The organism is Arenibacter hampyeongensis (assembly GCF_002909255.1).
GTDB lineage: Bacteria > Bacteroidota > Bacteroidia > Flavobacteriales > Flavobacteriaceae > Arenibacter > Arenibacter hampyeongensis.
Genome location: NZ_PIOB01000003.1, coordinates 407,393 through 423,754 on the forward strand (window position 1 = coordinate 407,393; position 16,362 = coordinate 423,754).

A 16,362-nucleotide genomic window follows, 5' to 3' on the forward strand; every position below is an offset into this window, starting at 1 on the left:
ATGAGCATCAGGATTCAAAACAACTATGACGCATTTAAAGCAGACTTCAAAAAAGACACAGGTCTAGATTATTCTAAAGACACTATATCTGAATATCTTCAATATATAAATTTTAGACAGACCGACCAACAATCACAAATGAACCTACATCAAATTAACCAGCTAAATCAACTGCCTGACACAATCAGATTGAGAATTGCGGAAATGATAACATCACACGAAACTATTAAAGAACTTTTGAGGAAGCTCGACAATCGGAGATAACTCCAAGTAAAATTTTTTCGACAGTTTCAATAGACTCACCTACCATTAAAGAACGTACCTGACTATGTTTTGGGTGTTGTGTTGATAAATCTGTGGATTCCAATGATTGTGTGTTTCCCGACATAAAAAAACGTTTTAAAGATTAATAATTAATAAAAATAGATATCTCTAGTCTTTGTAAAGAGAACTCATTGTTGTCTCCTTCGGAAGTCCTAAAAGATCGAAATTGATTTCAATGCACCATCCCTTTTCTTCTATAAACATAAATTTAAACGTTTCTTTTGGATGCTTATCAATACTTGATTTAAGGCTTGACCATGAATCGTTTATTTCGTCTATAACGCTTGATAATTTGCTTTCCCCCGACATAATAAAAACGTTTTACAACACCGTATAAAAATAATGCGCTACGATGTCCGTTACGAACAGTGTCTTTTTTAACTTGGCGCACTATTCTTATACCAATTCGTTGTAGCCAATTTGAGAAAATGAAGAACTTTCGACTAACTTTAATTACTGAAAACCAAAATTCTCTTGAAAAAGGGAAAAAGTTTGCGGATTTGATATGCGAAACTCTGAATTGTGAAAACGGATTTGAAATCTCAAAATATGAGAAACTGAAAAACTCATACCGAATTGAAATTATTGGAAAAATGGCTAACCAAAATAATTCGATTTCAGAATCGATTGAATTGACTGACAGAATTTGTTCGCCTTGGATTCTAAATTTTGACCGAATAGAAAACGAGGTAGAACTGATATTTAATAAATCGGAATTAACCAACTATCGGAATGAAAATTTCAATACGCTGAATTGGGCAAATTTCGGAATAGAAAAATAATAAAAACTGGCTACAACACCGTATATAAAAAATTGCTGGTGTTGTGCTATAACAAAGGTCGTTGCAAGTTTGCTAAGTCTGAATTTCCTTCGGAAATTCCTCGCACGCAAACCCGCAACTTTCCATATACAAACACGTTACCTGTAATTTTGAAATTGTTAATTGGAAATAACTAAATCCGACATAGTTAAGTTAATTGAAGAAAAGCAAACTGACAGCTTTACAACTCACCTTTTGAAAGTCTTTAAGTGGGATTGTCGCCCATCTGGAGAAATAAGGAATCGTGAAATCAGGGTATGGCGACAAAACGGTTGGAATAAGATGTTCTACCCGATTTTTAAGTTTGACCTAAATAAGGAAGGACACTTAATAAATATATCCGACAGAATTAACCCTGTTGGGCGAATTATTTATGTTCTTTTCTGCGTTTTATTCTCAATTCCCTGGCTTCATTGGGTTTTTGAAGATTTTGACATATCCAATCACTGGATTCAATTTTTTGGCTGGGTAATCTTCCTTGGAATTTTCCTTTTAATAGGTTTCAAAGTCTACCGAATGGAAAAGCAAATCCAACTGGAACAGATTTATGAAATATTGGATATTGAAACGGATAAAAAAATTGAAAAAGAATGGAGTTGGACTAAAATTCTAACTAGACTAATCATGTATCCGCTCAGTATTTTTTTAATCATTGTGAATATACTTTTCGTTATTCCGAAAGGTCAATTTATACTTACAATAGTTAGTTTAGGACTTGTTGGGATTTATCTGTACACGGACTTAAAAATATTAATGCGAAAAAAAACTACAGGTAACAATGGCTAAAATTCATTGCTTGCGGATTTCCTAAACGGAAATCACGCGCAAAAAGCTATCTTTAGGTTCGGCTGGATTGTCCTTCGGACGAATCACAGCAACGAACCTTAGCCTAACCGTTAGGCACAAGCTGGTACGTTAAAGGGACATCCTTTACAAAGTTAAAGTCACATAGTTTACACTTTTTTAGGTTATAATTTGAGATCAAAATCAAATTATCATGCCTTGGAAAGAAACAACAACTATGGAACAGAAAATTGAATTTATCTGTGAATGGCGTACAGGGAAATACACCATCACAGAATTGTGCAAAGGCTTCGAGATCTCCAGGCCAACGGCCTATAAATTGATAGCCAGGTTCGAAAAGCAAGGTTTTGAGGCCTTAAGGGAACAGTCCAGAGCTCCTGGAAAACATCCCAATGCCACCAGTGAATATATCGTTGATGGCATTCTAAATTTAAAGAAGAAACACAAGCATTGGGGAGCAAAAAAAATCAGGGAGTTGATGTTTAAAGATTTTACGCAACAAGAAGTCCCTTCAGTGGTCACCGTCCATAACATCCTAAAGAAAAACGGTTTTGTATGTCCGCAAAAACGGATGCGGAGAGTCGAACCGGTATACCCTATTTTTGATCCAAAATCATGCAATGAGGTCTGGAGTGCCGACTACAAGGGAAAGTTTTTAATGGGCAATAAGATCTACTGTCACCCACTCACCATTGCGGACTCCAAAAGCCGATTTCTGTTCACTGCAAAAGGACATTACCATGAAAACCTAAGATCTGCCAAGGCCGAGTTTACAAAGGTCTTTAGAACATTTGGCATTCCAGAACAAATACATACGGACAATGGCAGCCCCTTTGGTTCAGTGCGTACCATTCAAAGATTTACGCAACTCTCCTATTGGTTCATAGAACTGGGGATTACACCTGTTTTTTCGGACCCGGCCCATCCCGAACAGAACGGACGACATGAACGCATGCACCGCGATCTGAAGGCAGCTTGTGCCAAACCTTCAGCCTATGACCTGAAAGCGCAGCAAAGACGTCTCAACCACTTTGTAAAGGAATACAACCACATAAGACCACATGAAGCACTGGACATGAAAACACCTGCTGATATGCATGATTTTTCCACTAGGCCGTTCCCTGAAAAAATACCTAACTTTGATTACGATGCCAACTATAAAGTTCTTAAGGTGACACAAAATGGATCTATAAGGTGGAAATCCTATTATTGGGTATACGTGACCGCAGCATTAATGGGAAAATATGTGGGGATCCAGGAAATGGGCAACGGAATTTGGAGGGTATTTTATAGAAACACATTTTTAGGTTTCTTTGATGAAAAGTATTTAAGAAATAAAGAACAAGCAACAAGGTTAGAGACTAATTTAGTGTAAAGGCTAATCTTTAACTTGTGTAAACTATGTGCCTTAACGAACATGGCTCATGACAAAATCTAGTGATTGGAAAATTGAACCAATGCCCAAAGAGACCGAGAGTTTTTATTCTGGGCGGAAGTTGTTGTCTGAAGAATATTCCAAGCTTGTAATGGGGTTCAAACCTACTAGCATGGATGAAAAATGGTTCATCTACAGTCAAAATGAATCAATTTACTTCCATCGTAGCTGGTTAGGGCATTGTATTTTTATTGCTAAAATTGTAAAAAGCGAAAATGATATTTTTATTGGCGATATAACAGCTAATAGAAAGCCCGACCAATTCGGCACTAGCGATATAGAAGTGAAAAAAGAAATGTTCAGTAAGCTCGTTGACTACATATTGCGCAAATAGTTGAATATTCTTTTTTCGAATTTCTTTAAAGAAGTAATAACCTAATATTGGTCAGATGTGTAGCCTTCCCTAAAAATAGGACAGTATAAAATTCGAACTAATTATTTCCAACTTTTTCAAACCCAAATCTTACAAAAACTTTTGCGCACGGATCCTGTGCTGTTTTTGTAGTGTTCAGGCAGATAAGCGTCAAGCAAAAACAGCATAGGGCGCAACCTACTATGGGTTTAGATTTATTTCTTTTTCGGACCACTTCAAGAAGGTCGTATAAGCCTCTGTATATTCTCCAAAGTAATTCTTCAATTCGGTTGAAATAGTGGTCTTACCCTCATTAAAGGCTTTCTCCTTTTCTTCCCCGAACTGTGCCACTTGATAGCCCAAATAAATGGAAACTGACAGGGATAGGATAAGTACCAGACAGACCATGAATAATAACCATTCAGGGATAATTTGCGACTTTTTCAATTGTTCCTCAATTTGGATGGTTCTAGTATCCTGCCCTTGGAAATGATGTTCCTGCGTTCTCTTGAGTTCCTCCAGTTCACTTCTTATTAGCGAAATGTCCTGTACCGTTTCCGAACTGGTCAATTCCTCGCTCAGCTGTTCCAATTTCACCAACATCTGTTTCAATCCTTCCAGTTCGTCGGTCAATAGTTCCGTAATCTCGTCCAACTTTGCCATATTGTTTTCCTTTTATTATTAATATCCTATCTCGAATCCAGCACTTTTTTGGATCGCCTGTTTGATGGCCTGTTTTGCCAACTTCATAGCAATATTGCCACTGAGCTGTACGGCCTTTCCCATGAGGCTAATTGTATTGTCCTTGTTTTTGACGAGGCCCTTTCCGGCATGTTCCCCTATCCCCATCAACAATCTGCTGCCGGACATGGAACGGTGCACCTCACTCCCCTTTAGGCTGTGCCCCTTAAATTCAAACCTAAACCCCTGTAATCGGTTCGACTTGTTGATGCTGGGCACAACCTTTATATCCTTTTCCCCCATTAATCTGACATACTGGTCCAGGTCCTGGGGGCGGTGTTCGGCCATGACCTTTTCATGTAACTGTTTGATCTCAAATCGTATAAGTTTGATCCGGTCCAATTTTTCCTGTTGCACCTCCCTTGCCGTGGTAAGCCCCATTTCCTTGGCTACATTTTCCGCGGCCTGCTGGCTCCTCTTTCCGATAAAACTGTCGTTATAGGCCCTGCCGTTAAAATCGATGCGGTTCACGTACACATGGACATGGGTGTGTTGTCGGTCCCTATGTACAAAGCCGATGGCTTGATATTCCTTCAATTTCATTTCCTTGAGGAACTTTTCCGTAATCTCTTTGAGGGCCTTGGCGCTAAGTTTCTTTCCGTCCTCGATGGTAGGGCTGAGGACAAAGCTCAGGGTATTGTTGGTGCACTTGGCATTCTGACCTTGGATGATCTTGAATTCCTGCGTAATCTGTTCGGGAGTTTCCCCGGCCAGATGTTTGGAGTATACCACCTCCGCATCCTTCTCCTGGTTCCAGCCATAGGCCATGGAGGCCCTGGTGTGCGATATCGATTTTCCCTTACCTATCATTTTTTGAAATTTTTAAGGTGGTCCCGTATTTCTTCGGCCAGCTTTGTGACCTCTTCGGCCAGTTTGGGATTCCGTTTTCGGAACATGTTCCCGATCAGTCTAAAGTTTGTAGCATACTGGATCAACATCTTATAGATATCTATCTGTTCCTCCGTCAAGCGTTCGACGATCCTGTCCCCCAAGGCGGCACGACGGCAATATTCGCTGAGGCTGAGCCCGCTCTTTTTGGCCTTGATCCTAAGCAGTTTCTTCTCGAAGAGGGAACATCGGAATTTGATGTAGGTCCTTTTCATTTTTTGTTTCTTTGCGACCATCGGGAGCAAAGCAAGATCGTTTTTGTGGCAACAAAAACACATCTTGAATTTGCTGCCCTCCTAAATCCTTTGATCCCGAAATGAGCCATTCGTTCATATCCTTAAATCCTGCGTACAAACCAGATCTATCCACAATGTTCTTGGAATGGCCGATTAAGGTTTGGGCTATCTTTTTACCGTTCCTGTCATTGTCCAAATACAGTTCAATATGGTCATACCCATCCAAGATCTTCTTCGCCCGTTCAACAAATGCGATCGAGTTCAATACTAAAAAATCATGCCCGCCCTCTAGCTTTTTATTGATCTCCGCAATAGACAATAGGTCGAACATGCCCTCGGTAACTATAAGTTTGGCACTACCATTATTGATATGTGCGACATCTTTGGGTGAACTCGAATTCTTCATATAACGGTTCCGAAGTTCCCAACCGCCCGAATCGTTTTTCAATCCAATGGCAAAGTATTTCCTCCCTTTAAATAGGTAATGAACCTCCTTGCAATACAACATTGCTGTGGCAATGGATATTTTCCTTTTATATAAATAGTTGACCAACCCGGGATGACAAATAGTGGCGGCATAGTGGATCATAACCCGGGACCGGGCCTTCTTTTTAAAAGATGGTTGCTGTTGAAAAGAAAAAAAGATTTGGCCCTGTTGGATGAGGCTCAGTGCTTCTTTGACGGTCCCATCGGTCAATAGGCATATCAGATCGATCACATTGCCCCCTTTGCCCGCACCATGGTCGTACCATCTATTGAGTTCCTTGGATACCTTGAAAGAGGCTTGGGCCTCTGGCCTGAAAGGACTCAGGAACCAAGCTTCTTTTTCCGTTGATCTGGTCGGAAAGTGCCCGAGTTTTGCCAGCGCTTTCTCGATGGGAAAGGCTCGGGCTCTTTCGCACGATAGTTTATGGAATCTTTTTCTTTTCATTAGCAATACTTTTTAACCATTTTTTTGATGTTTTGATGACAATCCGTCCCAAAGCCCCTATTCACGGTGCTTTTCCGGTCATCAAAACATTCATCGATTCATCACTATTATGGTTTTAGGTTTTCCTGGTCGTCATCACTTTTTATTTTGATGAACAAATGATGATATAATGATGAGCGCACCAACATCGACGGGCATTGACCTCACATCAGTCTGTCATCGATTCATCAAAATTTTCCAGCAGAAAGGATTTATCCACCGTAAAATAGCGTCCCTTGGCTTCCATCAAATGCATGGTGGCATCCTGCCAGATCACCAATTTGTAGTAGCTGAGGGTATTGTCCTTGTTCTCCAGTTTCCAATCTTTTTTCAGCATTCTTCTTAAATGGGTAATATCGGTCTTGATTCGTGTACGGCTCAATAGCTGAAGTGCATCCAAGGGACATATGTTTAATTCCGTAATATCAAAATGCTCCATGGCTCCCAGTATCAGTGAGGCCAATTCCTTTTCCACCCGGTTACGGTTGTGCCTCACCAGGTTCCTCAGGGCAGGTGTTTTGATCTGCCCGGGAGAGAACCACATGCGGGTGATATGCCGTGTGGTCAGATTACGACCCTTCAGAAAATATAGGAAAGCGGGAATTTCTTCAATAAGGGCTTCCAAAAAATGGGTATTCTCTTTCTGCAGATGGGGTATCTTCAATACCCAGAACCTGGTCTCGTTCCCATCTATCTTAATAAAGTTGTTCTCATTGTTGCTGCAAAGGATAAACTTGCCAAAGAATTCCACTTCCCTTTTGTCCTTCCCCTTGGCCTCCAACTTATTGATATTGGTGGTGCTCAGGTATTTGATCCGTTCGGTAAGCTCTTCCTTATTGAACAGCACTTCGTCGATACAGATTAGCAGTTTGTTGGCCCAATCGGCATTGAACTGGCTACCAAAGCTGTCATTGGTCAGATAGGTAAGGTTGTTCTCGAAAATAGCCTTTAACCATTTCAAAAAAGTACTCTTCCCTGTGGATCGCTCCTTGGAGACCAGGCACAGTATGGGCAACATCTGAACCGGTTTGGTGTAGAGCAATTGAAAATAGTCCAATCCCAGCTCATAGTGCCTCCCGAAAATATGCCGGATAAATCCGAGGGAGGTCGAGACGTCCCCCTCTTTCGGTTCTTTGCCCAATGGGGAGTAGGTATTATAGAATTTTTGGTATTCCTGTTTGAAGTCGATGTGGTTCGGTATACAGGTGAACCCATCGTACTTGGGCACCTTGCTCAGGTAATCCTTGCCATGGTCCTGGCGAATGGTCTCAATGTTCCAGTGGGTGAGCACTTCATTGAAATGGCCGGAGATGGTGGGCACCTTGACCATTTTATAATACGCAGTGCCCACCCGGATGTAGGGTATATCTATCATAATAAGCAGTTTAAGAAAGATGGGGTGGATTAACGCCTTCTGTTTTTCAAGAGCTGCTCATTGAATTTTTGTTCCAGATATTCATCCGAAACGTCAGGTTTCCCCAATAACCAATCATCTATCCTATCCTTCTCAAAGAAGAGTTTGCGGATTTCCCTATTATCGCCCTTGGGGATCAAATTCAGTCTGGAAAGTTTGTAGATGGTGCTTTCGGACATCCCTGTGTATTGCACCAGGTCCTCCAGATTAAGGACCTTTTTATTGAAGGCCATAAGCCCCTTTATTTCCTTTAACAGTTCAATGACCGATTTGTCCGTGTCCGGGTCGGACTTTACATTTGTTTGCTCATTCATGATTTCAGGTTTTAGAAATTAATGATGAGTAAAAGGCCGTTTACAATTTTGAATTCGAAGACCAATATAGCTGGATGACAGGCAAAGACACAACAAAAGGGGACATGCACCCCTACAATTTGCAAACACACCCTTGTTTACTTTGGAAAACAGTTATCGATCTTATCGCTGAAGTATTTGGCCGGGTGCTTTCTTAGACCATTGTTGGACAGTTTCCTGGCAGTAACCGGCTTTCCCTCCAGGAACAATTTATTGGATCTCTCAAAAGTTGAATATTCCACACCACATTTTTCCTTGAACTTTTCCAATAGGTATCGTACCTCCGCCCAGCTCATATCCGTGAAATGTATTTCCGAGTCCGTCTCCTCAAATCGCTGGGTAAGCACGGAATGGAAATTATCGATTCCGGTCTTTTCAACATCGATTTTTTCATAGCCCCTAAGGACATAGTAAATATTGTCCAGAACCATCCGGTTAAAATCCAGCCCAATGGTTTTAATGGGTTCTACAGCCACCGTTCCAATATTTTTCCTTTCCTTTTTGGTAAGCCGGACTAACAAATAAAATATACCAATACATAATGAGCAAACAAAGATCAGGGACCAATACCAGGGAAGGCCTACATCAAAAATAAAATAAAGGACCGTTCCGATCAGGATCAAAAACAGAACGATCGCCAGTGCTACTTGGGTATCTCTGAAGTAATACCAGGTTTTGACCCGCTCTTTAAATTTATCCAGAGCGTCCAGCCGATCTATTATTTCATCTATTATGTTCAAACCTGAAGAAGTGTATGCCTGAACTAAATTTAATAAATAAAAAATAATATTGTTGTACCTATGTTGTACCCGTAAAAAAGAAAAAGCTTTCCAATTTCTTGAAAAGCTTATCTTTGTTACTGTGGGCCCTACTGGGTTCGAACCAGTGACCCCCTGCTTGTAAGTCTATAAGATAGGACATCAAAACATGTTATATGCCTATCTTATGTACTTGAATATCAACAATTTAAATCATTTTGACTTATTTTGTAGTCATTTGTAGCCTTTTGATATCAAGGAAAAGTGAGCGTAAAGTGAGCGTTTTTATTTCTTACCTTTTACTTATAATATCCAAGGATCAATGGCCAAGGTAAGTCTGATACTCGACACAAGGAAGAAATCCAAAAGTAGGATTACCGGCCTATATCCCATAGTCCTCAGGGTCTTCCATATAAAGAATCGACTGCTTGGCATTGGCCATTACACCTCCCCTGCAGGATGGGACTCAAAAAACCATCTTCTGCGCAAATCCGCAGCAGTGAACAATAGTTCGGATTGCCAAAAGATAAACGCTGAACTTGGCGATAAGTTCCATTGGGCCAAACAAGTGGTATACGAGCTCGGCGATAGTATCGACCGGATGGACGTAGACCTCCTTCTGGGCCATATCAAGGGCAGATGGGATACCGAACTGGATTTTGAGATAAAAAAGAAGGTGGAAAATAATATTTCATTATCCCAATGGGGAAGTGTGTTGATAAAAAGAAAACGGGCAGCGAACATTCCGGGCACGGCACAGTGGTACCAAAGTGGCTTGGATGCCATGACTAAATTTAACAATGGAAAGGATATATTTCTCTACGATATTTCCGTGACATTTCTCAAGGACTTCGAGGCCCAACAACTGAGCAAGGGAAATTCCAAGAACACGATAGGGATGTACATCAGGGCGATTAGGTCCATATACAATAGTGCCATTAAAGAGGACCAATTTGTTCCGATCAAAAATCCGTTCGATCATTATAGGACGCCATCAATGGCGAGGACCAAAAAGAAGGCCGTGGCAAAAGTCAAGATTATGGATATAAAGGAATTGGAATATGAGCACGAAAGCCCTCTTTGGCATGCAAAGAACTATGCCCTGATCATGTTCTACTGCAGGGGAATGAACTTTATAGATCTTGTAAAGCTTAAAGTGCAGAATATCAAGGACGGCCGACTTCAATATGGCAGGAGCAAAACGGGTGACCCATTCTCCGTCAGGATTACCGAAAGTCTGGGGAACACCCTGGAGTTCTACCTTAAGGGGAAACAACCAGAGGATTATTTGTTTCCCACGAACTACGACGGCAGCACCAAACATTTTCAAAAGTACAAATCCCAAAGGAGGAGAATGAACGAACGTCTTAAGATCATTGCGAAAGATGCGGGGATAGAAGGAGAATTCACGACCTACTACATCCGCCATTCCTGGGCCACGATAGCCAAATTTATGGGCATATCTACAGAAATAATCAGTGAAGGTTTAGGTCATAGTTCCTTAAGAACTACCGAAATCTATTTGAAAAGTTTTACCAACTCTGTTTTGGATGAGGCCAATGAGCTTGTTGTTTCTTAGACTCCTTCTTTATTTTCGTTTAAATATCCGAATGATATCATCCAAAACTTCACCATAGAGAATTTTCAATAACTTATTAAACTCTTTAAAACTTCTAAATAGTACTCCTTCACCCCTCACGATATTTAAATATTACATTCAAAATGGCCAATACTAAGCTCCAAATTTATTATGGTTTTTGAATGCTCTGTTTTCTCCCAATTGACCAAAAAAATGCCACTAATTCGAACTTACACTTTCTGCCTTGAACCCAATTTTTTGCAACGTAGTTTTTACATCTTCTTCTGAAGCACCAGCGCTTTTTATGGTTAAAATTTTGTCAGGATTATCGGTATCCACTTCCCAACTTTCTATACCTTCTTGCTTGTTTAAAAATGGGGTTACTTTTGATACACAACCACCACAATTAATATTTGTTTTAAATTTTAAAGTTTTCATAGTATTTGAATTTATAATTAATATTAAAGTTTTACTCGTTTAAGTCTTAAGCTATTTAGAACTACAGATACGCTACTGAAAGCCATGGCCATTCCTGCAATCATTGGGTCCAATAAAAATCCATTTACAGGATACAAAACGCCTGCTGCAATAGGAATACCAATGAGATTATAAATGAATGCCCAAAACAGGTTCTGACGTATCCCCAATACAGTCCTCTTTGATAGTTCCAACGCTTTTGGGATGGATTGTAAATCTGACGTTATCAATGTCATTTTCGCGACGTCCATCGCTATGTCCGAACCTTTACCCATAGCAATACTAACATTGGCCTGTGCCAAAGCGTGGGAATCGTTGATGCCATCACCTACCATAGCTACTATCTTTCCTTCCGCTTGTAATTTCTCAACAAAAGCTGCTTTCTCTGAAGGCATTACTTCGCCTTGGTAATTTGTTACTCCTACTTGTTTTGCGACAGCAGATGCGGTTTTATTATTATCTCCGGTAAGCATATATACCTCGATACCTCTTTCTTGAAGTGTTGCTATGGCCAATTTTGAGGTTTCCTTTATTTTGTCGGCAATGGCGAGTATCGCCAGTACTTGTTTTTCATTCCCAAAGAATATAACCGTTTTCGCTTGCTCTTCGAGACTTTCTGCTGTTTGCATTAAGGAAGGGTCGATCCGGATATTTTTTTCAAGCATTAATTTATGGTTTCCAACATAGTATTGTGAACCATTTTCTGTTTGAGCTTTCACACCTTGTCCCGTGATACTTTCAAAAGAAGCAATTTCAGCTTGTTCAATATCTTCCTCCTTTAAGTGGTTGACTACTGCTTCCGCCAAAGGATGTTCTGATTGCGCTTCAATGGCTAAAAGAATTTGCTTGTAGTCATTATTATTTTCAAGTTTACCATTCCAAAGTATATCAGTTACTAATGGTTTTCCTGCTGTAATTGTACCTGTTTTATCAAGAATGACCGCATTTACTTTATGACCGAGTTCTAAACTTTCGGCATCTTTTATTAGGATATTGTTCTCGGCTCCTTTACCGATACCTACCATTATCGCGGTAGGTGTTGCCAATCCCAATGCACAGGGACAGGCTATAACCAATACCGCTACTGTGGTTAATAAGGCTTGTGAAAATGCATTTTCGCCACCTACTGACATCCATACAATGAACGTAATGATAGAAATACCCAAAACGATTGGAACAAATATTCCAGCAATTTTATCTACAAGTTTTTGAACGGGAGCCTTGCTACCTTGTGCCTCTTGAACCATTTTTATGATTTGGGACAGTAAGGTTTCCCTACCTACTTTTTCAGCGGTAAATTGAAAGCTCCCTTTTTGGTTTACCGTACCAGCGAAGACTTTTTCATCCTTTGTTTTTTCTACTGGAAGAGGTTCTCCCGTAATCATACTTTCATCTACATACGAGCTTCCTTTGGAAACTTCTCCATCTACAGGTATCTTTTCTCCCGGACGTACCAAAATGGTCTGACCCACTTGCACAGCGGAAATAGGAATTTCCTTTTCTTCCCCATTCTCAATAATTTTGAGGGTTTTCGGTTGCAGACCCATCAGCTTTTTAATAGCAGAAGACGTGTTGGATTTAGCCTTTTCTTCCAATAGTTTCCCCAATGAAATAAAGGTTATAATTACCGTAGCCGCCTCAAAATAAACGTGAGGCTCGATACCGCGACTCAACCAAAATTCAGGGAAAAAAGTATTAAATACACTAATGAGGAAAGCGATTCCTGTACTCAAGCCTACCAATGTATCCATATTCGCCTTACCGTGTTTGGCTTGCTTGAAAGCATTGATGAAAAAGCTGCGACCGAACCAAAAGAGGACAGGAAAAGTTAATACCAAGGATATCCATTTCCCAGGTTCCCATTGCATAAAAAACATTCCTAATACAAAAATGGGAAGTGTAAGAATCGCCGACCAGATAGTACGCTCTTTAATATCTTGGTAGTGCTTCTGCTGAAGTTCTTGTTGCACTTCTGAAGGATCTTCTGCATCAATAATGATATCATAACCAACTTCGCGAAGCGCATCTTGAAGTTGATTAGGGCTCAACTCTTGATTATACTCCACAAGAACAGAACTATTGGCAAAGTTGACACTGGCATCAAAAACGCCTTCTGTGTGTTTTAATACAGATTCAACACTCGCTGCACAAGACGCACAGGTCATACCTGTAACTGGGAATGATTCTTTTATTCCCTGTTTATTGCTTTTTTCTTTGGTTTCCAATATGTTAACTGTCTCCATAATCCCATTCTTATTTGTACACTTCAAATTTCGGAATTAAAGGACTTTAATGTATTACGTTATTTACTGAAAAATTTGTAGAATTAGCTGATTATGGAAACTAACGACACTTTAATTGCTCAATTTTAATATTCTAAAAGCACCTTGGATAACTAAAACAAAGACAATTGTTCCTACAATCAAATCAGGTTTTCCTGAATTTAACCAATTCACTAAAAGTCCTGCTGTTATCACGCCTAAATTTATAATCACATCATTTGAAGTGAAAATCATGCTTGCTTTCATATGCACTTCTTCTTTGCTTTTTGACTTTTGCAATAAATACAAACAAATTCCGTTTGCGATTAAAGCGAAAATTGAAACAACAATCATTGTCGTAAAATCTGGAAGTCTTTCGTTTCCCAAAAATCGTCTTAAAATCTCTATAAATCCAATAACTGCAAGTGTGATTTGAAAATATCCTGCAATTTTTGCAATTCGCTTCTTTTTGATTAAAGTTCCGCCAACTGCAAAAAGACTAATTCCATAAACAAAACTGTCTGCTAACATATCCAAACTGTCCGCAACAAGTCCCATTGATTTTGAAATCAAGCCCGTTGTCATTTCAATAACAAAAAAAGCAAAGTTAATTCCAAGAACAGTCCAAAGTAATTTTCGTTGGTTAGTATGTTCTTCAAAATCGGTTTGCTCAGTTTTTTCAGTTGAGATTTTTTTCCGCCTAAATTAAGTTCGTTTATTGACTTTTCAATTTGGTAAATTTCTCCGTTGTGAAAAACAGTCAATTTTCGATTGGGAATATCAAAATCTAAATTCGCAATACTTGAAATTTCGTCCAATTTCATCCGAATTAGATTTTCCTCCGATGGACAATCCATTTTGGTAATTTCAAATACTGTTTTATTCACTCGGTTCTTTGTTAGCCACTAGTTTTTTAGTTCAATTGTCTTTTAAAACTACAAAACAAGAAGTTCTGCGTTGTGTCAAATGGTGTTAAATGGTCTTCCGTTACACACTTAATTTTGTCAAATCCATTTATCAACTTTAATGTTAACTCGTCTTCATTGTATTGTTTTATTTCGAGACCGCTACATTTTTCAGGTCCATTTTTGGAAAAGGTTCCAATTGTCAGGAATCCGCTTACAGATTTTCTTGCAGTTTTTATATATTTTGTAATTTGTTCAGTCGTAGTAAGAAAATGAAAGGTTGCTCTGTCGTGCCAAACATCAAAAGTCATATTGGGTTCGAATTCTGTTATGTCGCTTACAATCCAATTTACTTTATTTGCTTTTTCTCCAAGTCGGTCTTTTGCTTTTTCGAGTGATTTAGCCGAAATGTCAAGTACAGTCACACTTTCAAATCCTTCATCAAGTAAGTAATCGACAAGTTTGCTATCTCCACCACCAATATCTATTATTTTTGCAGATTTCTTTAGTCCGAATGAATGAATGAATTCAAGAGAAGTTTTAGGCGATTCCTGTGTCCAACTTACTTGGTCTGGGCTTTTAGTTTCATAAACTGTCTCCCAATGTTTCTTTCTGTCTAATTTCATCGCTATATCTTTTGTTTTAAACTTATGCCTCACGGTCTTATATGGTTTGCATTCATTTTTTAACTAAAGCATATGTGGTATGTCCGAGGCCAATGTTGGATATGAGAAAATCATTGTTCTAATATCATTAACTTTCATTTTTGTTTTTATGGCCATTGCGAAGAGATTTATGGTTTCTTCTGTATGTGGTCCGATTAAATGCGCACCTAAAATTGTTTGTGTTTCTACGTCAATTATAGTTTTGAACGCATATTCTTCTACGTTCAAGCGTTTAGCATTAAACCAATTGCCGACCTCTTTATAATTTATCCGAATATTGTAATTAAGCTCTTTCGCTTTCGATTCAGAATGGCCAACAGACGCCATTGTAGGCAATGTAAAAACTACCGTTGGCATTGGTGGGTAACTTATTTCTTTAGAATTGCCTTTGATTATATTTGAGGCAACCGTATGACCTTCTAAAACCGCAACTGGCGTTAAAGGTAAACCTTCTGAATCTGCGGCATCGCCGGCTGCATAAATATGAGGGTTTGAAGTACTTTGAAGGTATTTGTCTACCGTAACACCTTTTTTAGTAAAGGCTATGTTCGCTTTGTCTAAATTTAAATCGAATATTGCTGGTGGACGGCCGGCAGAATTAAAAACAGCTTTGGCTTCAAAATATGCTGTTTTTTTCGCGGATTTACCTTTCACTCGATACTGGTTATCCACTTTCTCAATAGCCGTAACATCTGTATTCAGAATGAGTTTTATACCTAATTCTTTTGTGGCAGAAACAAGATGTTTTACGATGTCCTGTTCAAAATTTTCCAAGGGGTTTTCTCCACGATGAACAATGGTTACTTCTGCTCCACATCGAGCCGCGATATGCGCAAACTCAAAAGCGATATACCCGCCACCGATAAATAATAAAGATTTTGGTAATTCTGCCAAATTCAAGAAATCGGTACTGGATTTGGCAAAATGACCACCTTCAAATTCTAAAACCCGTGGCTTGGAACCCGATGCGATTACAATTTTGTTAGCTTTTACTTTATCGTTTCCAACTTCTAACAAGTTTTCTGACAAGAATTTAGCTGAACTATGAAAAGTGTCTATTCCGTTTTTTTTATATCCTTTTTCAATTTTTGGTGGCATTTCATCCACAAAGGATTGTTTAAAGCCCATTATATCCTTCCAATTGACTTTAGGTATGGTATCAATGCCATTACCTTTAAGCCTTTTGGCAAAGTCTCGTACTTCCGTAGCGCCTATAATCACTTTTTTAGGGTCACAACCTCTCAATGCACAAGTGCCACCGTATGGTAATTCATCCGTTATTCCGACTTTCAGGCCTTTTGAGGCGCATTTATTGGCGATGGTCATTCCTGCCATTCCTGAACCAATTATAAATACATCGCAATTTTTCATATTAAATT

The 16,362-nt window shown here is 39.3% G+C and carries 17 protein-coding genes and 1 pseudogene; 5 read left to right on the top strand and 13 right to left on the bottom strand.

All coding sequences use genetic code 11. The features are described 5' to 3' along the window. Nucleotides 1-432 precede the first annotated feature (432 nt). Nucleotides 433-633, bottom strand: coding sequence for a hypothetical protein (locus CWD91_RS10065; protein ID WP_103440848.1), 201 nt, complete (start codon nucleotides 631-633; stop codon nucleotides 433-435). A 119-nt stretch (nucleotides 634-752) separates the two neighbouring features. Between CWD91_RS10065 and CWD91_RS22785 the strand changes: the two genes are divergently transcribed. From CWD91_RS22785 to CWD91_RS10085, 4 genes are all read left to right on the top strand, one after another. Next, nucleotides 753-1,106, top strand: coding sequence for a hypothetical protein (locus tag CWD91_RS22785; RefSeq protein ID WP_103440849.1), 354 nt, complete (start codon nucleotides 753-755; stop codon nucleotides 1,104-1,106). 162 nt (nucleotides 1,107-1,268) lie between these two features. Further along, the gene (locus CWD91_RS10075) at nucleotides 1,269-1,931 is read left to right on the top strand and encodes a hypothetical protein (RefSeq protein ID WP_103440850.1); all 663 of its coding nucleotides are present in this window, start codon (nucleotides 1,269-1,271) and stop codon (nucleotides 1,929-1,931) included. A 211-nt stretch (nucleotides 1,932-2,142) separates the two neighbouring features. Beyond that, complete coding sequence (locus CWD91_RS10080) at nucleotides 2,143-3,324, top strand: integrase core domain-containing protein (protein ID WP_103440851.1); 1,182 nt, start codon at nucleotides 2,143-2,145, stop codon at nucleotides 3,322-3,324. A 49-nt stretch (nucleotides 3,325-3,373) separates the two neighbouring features. Further along, nucleotides 3,374-3,718 carry a hypothetical protein gene (locus CWD91_RS10085; protein WP_103440852.1) on the top strand — a complete coding sequence of 115 codons (345 nt, stop codon included), beginning with the start codon at nucleotides 3,374-3,376 and terminating at the stop codon, nucleotides 3,716-3,718. Between the two features lie 219 nt (nucleotides 3,719-3,937). On the opposite strand, the gene CWD91_RS10090 is transcribed toward CWD91_RS10085, so the two are convergent. The 7 genes from CWD91_RS10090 to CWD91_RS10120 form a co-directional block, all read right to left on the bottom strand. Beyond that, entirely contained in the window at nucleotides 3,938-4,399 is a 462-nt protein-coding gene (locus tag CWD91_RS10090; protein WP_103440853.1) for a DUF6730 family protein, read from the bottom strand. Nucleotides 4,400-4,417: 18 nt separating this feature from the next. After that, a complete protein-coding gene (locus CWD91_RS10095; RefSeq protein ID WP_103440854.1) occupies nucleotides 4,418-5,287 on the bottom strand; it encodes a relaxase/mobilization nuclease domain-containing protein in 870 nt (289 codons plus the stop codon). Next, nucleotides 5,284-5,580: a mobilization protein MbpA gene (mbpA, locus tag CWD91_RS10100; RefSeq protein ID WP_103440855.1), complete on the bottom strand. Its 297-nt coding sequence runs from the start codon at nucleotides 5,578-5,580 to the stop codon at nucleotides 5,284-5,286. Before mbpA ends, CWD91_RS10095 begins: the two co-directional genes overlap by 4 nt. Beyond that, nucleotides 5,525-6,532, bottom strand: coding sequence for a toprim domain-containing protein (locus CWD91_RS10105; protein ID WP_103440856.1), 1,008 nt, complete (start codon nucleotides 6,530-6,532; stop codon nucleotides 5,525-5,527). Before CWD91_RS10105 ends, mbpA begins: the two co-directional genes overlap by 56 nt. Nucleotides 6,533-6,740: 208 nt before the next feature. Then, nucleotides 6,741-7,946 (bottom strand): primase-helicase family protein, encoded by a 1,206-nt coding sequence (locus CWD91_RS10110; RefSeq protein WP_103440857.1) that lies wholly within the window; start codon nucleotides 7,944-7,946, stop codon nucleotides 6,741-6,743. Between the two features lie 29 nt (nucleotides 7,947-7,975). Next, complete coding sequence (locus tag CWD91_RS10115) at nucleotides 7,976-8,299, bottom strand: helix-turn-helix transcriptional regulator (RefSeq protein ID WP_103440858.1); 324 nt, start codon at nucleotides 8,297-8,299, stop codon at nucleotides 7,976-7,978. A 137-nt stretch (nucleotides 8,300-8,436) separates the two neighbouring features. Then, entirely contained in the window at nucleotides 8,437-9,078 is a 642-nt protein-coding gene (locus CWD91_RS10120) for a hypothetical protein (protein ID WP_103440859.1), read from the bottom strand. A gap of 340 nt (nucleotides 9,079-9,418) precedes the next feature. On the opposite strand from CWD91_RS10120, the gene CWD91_RS10125 reads away from it, so the two are divergent. After that, complete coding sequence (locus tag CWD91_RS10125; RefSeq protein WP_103440860.1) at nucleotides 9,419-10,675, top strand: tyrosine-type recombinase/integrase; 1,257 nt, start codon at nucleotides 9,419-9,421, stop codon at nucleotides 10,673-10,675. Nucleotides 10,676-10,894: 219 nt separating this feature from the next. Here the strand turns inward: CWD91_RS10125 and CWD91_RS10130 are convergent, their stop codons facing one another. The 5 genes and pseudogenes from CWD91_RS10130 to CWD91_RS10150 form a co-directional block, all read right to left on the bottom strand. Then, nucleotides 10,895-11,113, bottom strand: a complete 219-nt coding sequence (locus tag CWD91_RS10130; RefSeq protein WP_103440861.1) for a heavy-metal-associated domain-containing protein — start codon at nucleotides 11,111-11,113, stop codon at nucleotides 10,895-10,897. Between the two features lie 23 nt (nucleotides 11,114-11,136). After that, the gene (locus CWD91_RS10135; protein ID WP_103440862.1) at nucleotides 11,137-13,395 is read right to left on the bottom strand and encodes a heavy metal translocating P-type ATPase; all 2,259 of its coding nucleotides are present in this window, start codon (nucleotides 13,393-13,395) and stop codon (nucleotides 11,137-11,139) included. A 111-nt stretch (nucleotides 13,396-13,506) separates the two neighbouring features. Next, nucleotides 13,507-14,300: pseudogene (locus tag CWD91_RS10140) on the bottom strand (cation transporter). A gap of 26 nt (nucleotides 14,301-14,326) precedes the next feature. Further along, on the bottom strand, nucleotides 14,327-14,944 hold the full coding sequence (locus tag CWD91_RS10145; protein ID WP_069858821.1) for a class I SAM-dependent methyltransferase: 618 nt from the start codon (nucleotides 14,942-14,944) through the stop codon (nucleotides 14,327-14,329). 63 nt (nucleotides 14,945-15,007) lie between these two features. Then, complete coding sequence (locus CWD91_RS10150) at nucleotides 15,008-16,354, bottom strand: dihydrolipoyl dehydrogenase family protein (protein WP_069858823.1); 1,347 nt, start codon at nucleotides 16,352-16,354, stop codon at nucleotides 15,008-15,010. Nucleotides 16,355-16,362 lie beyond the last annotated feature (8 nt).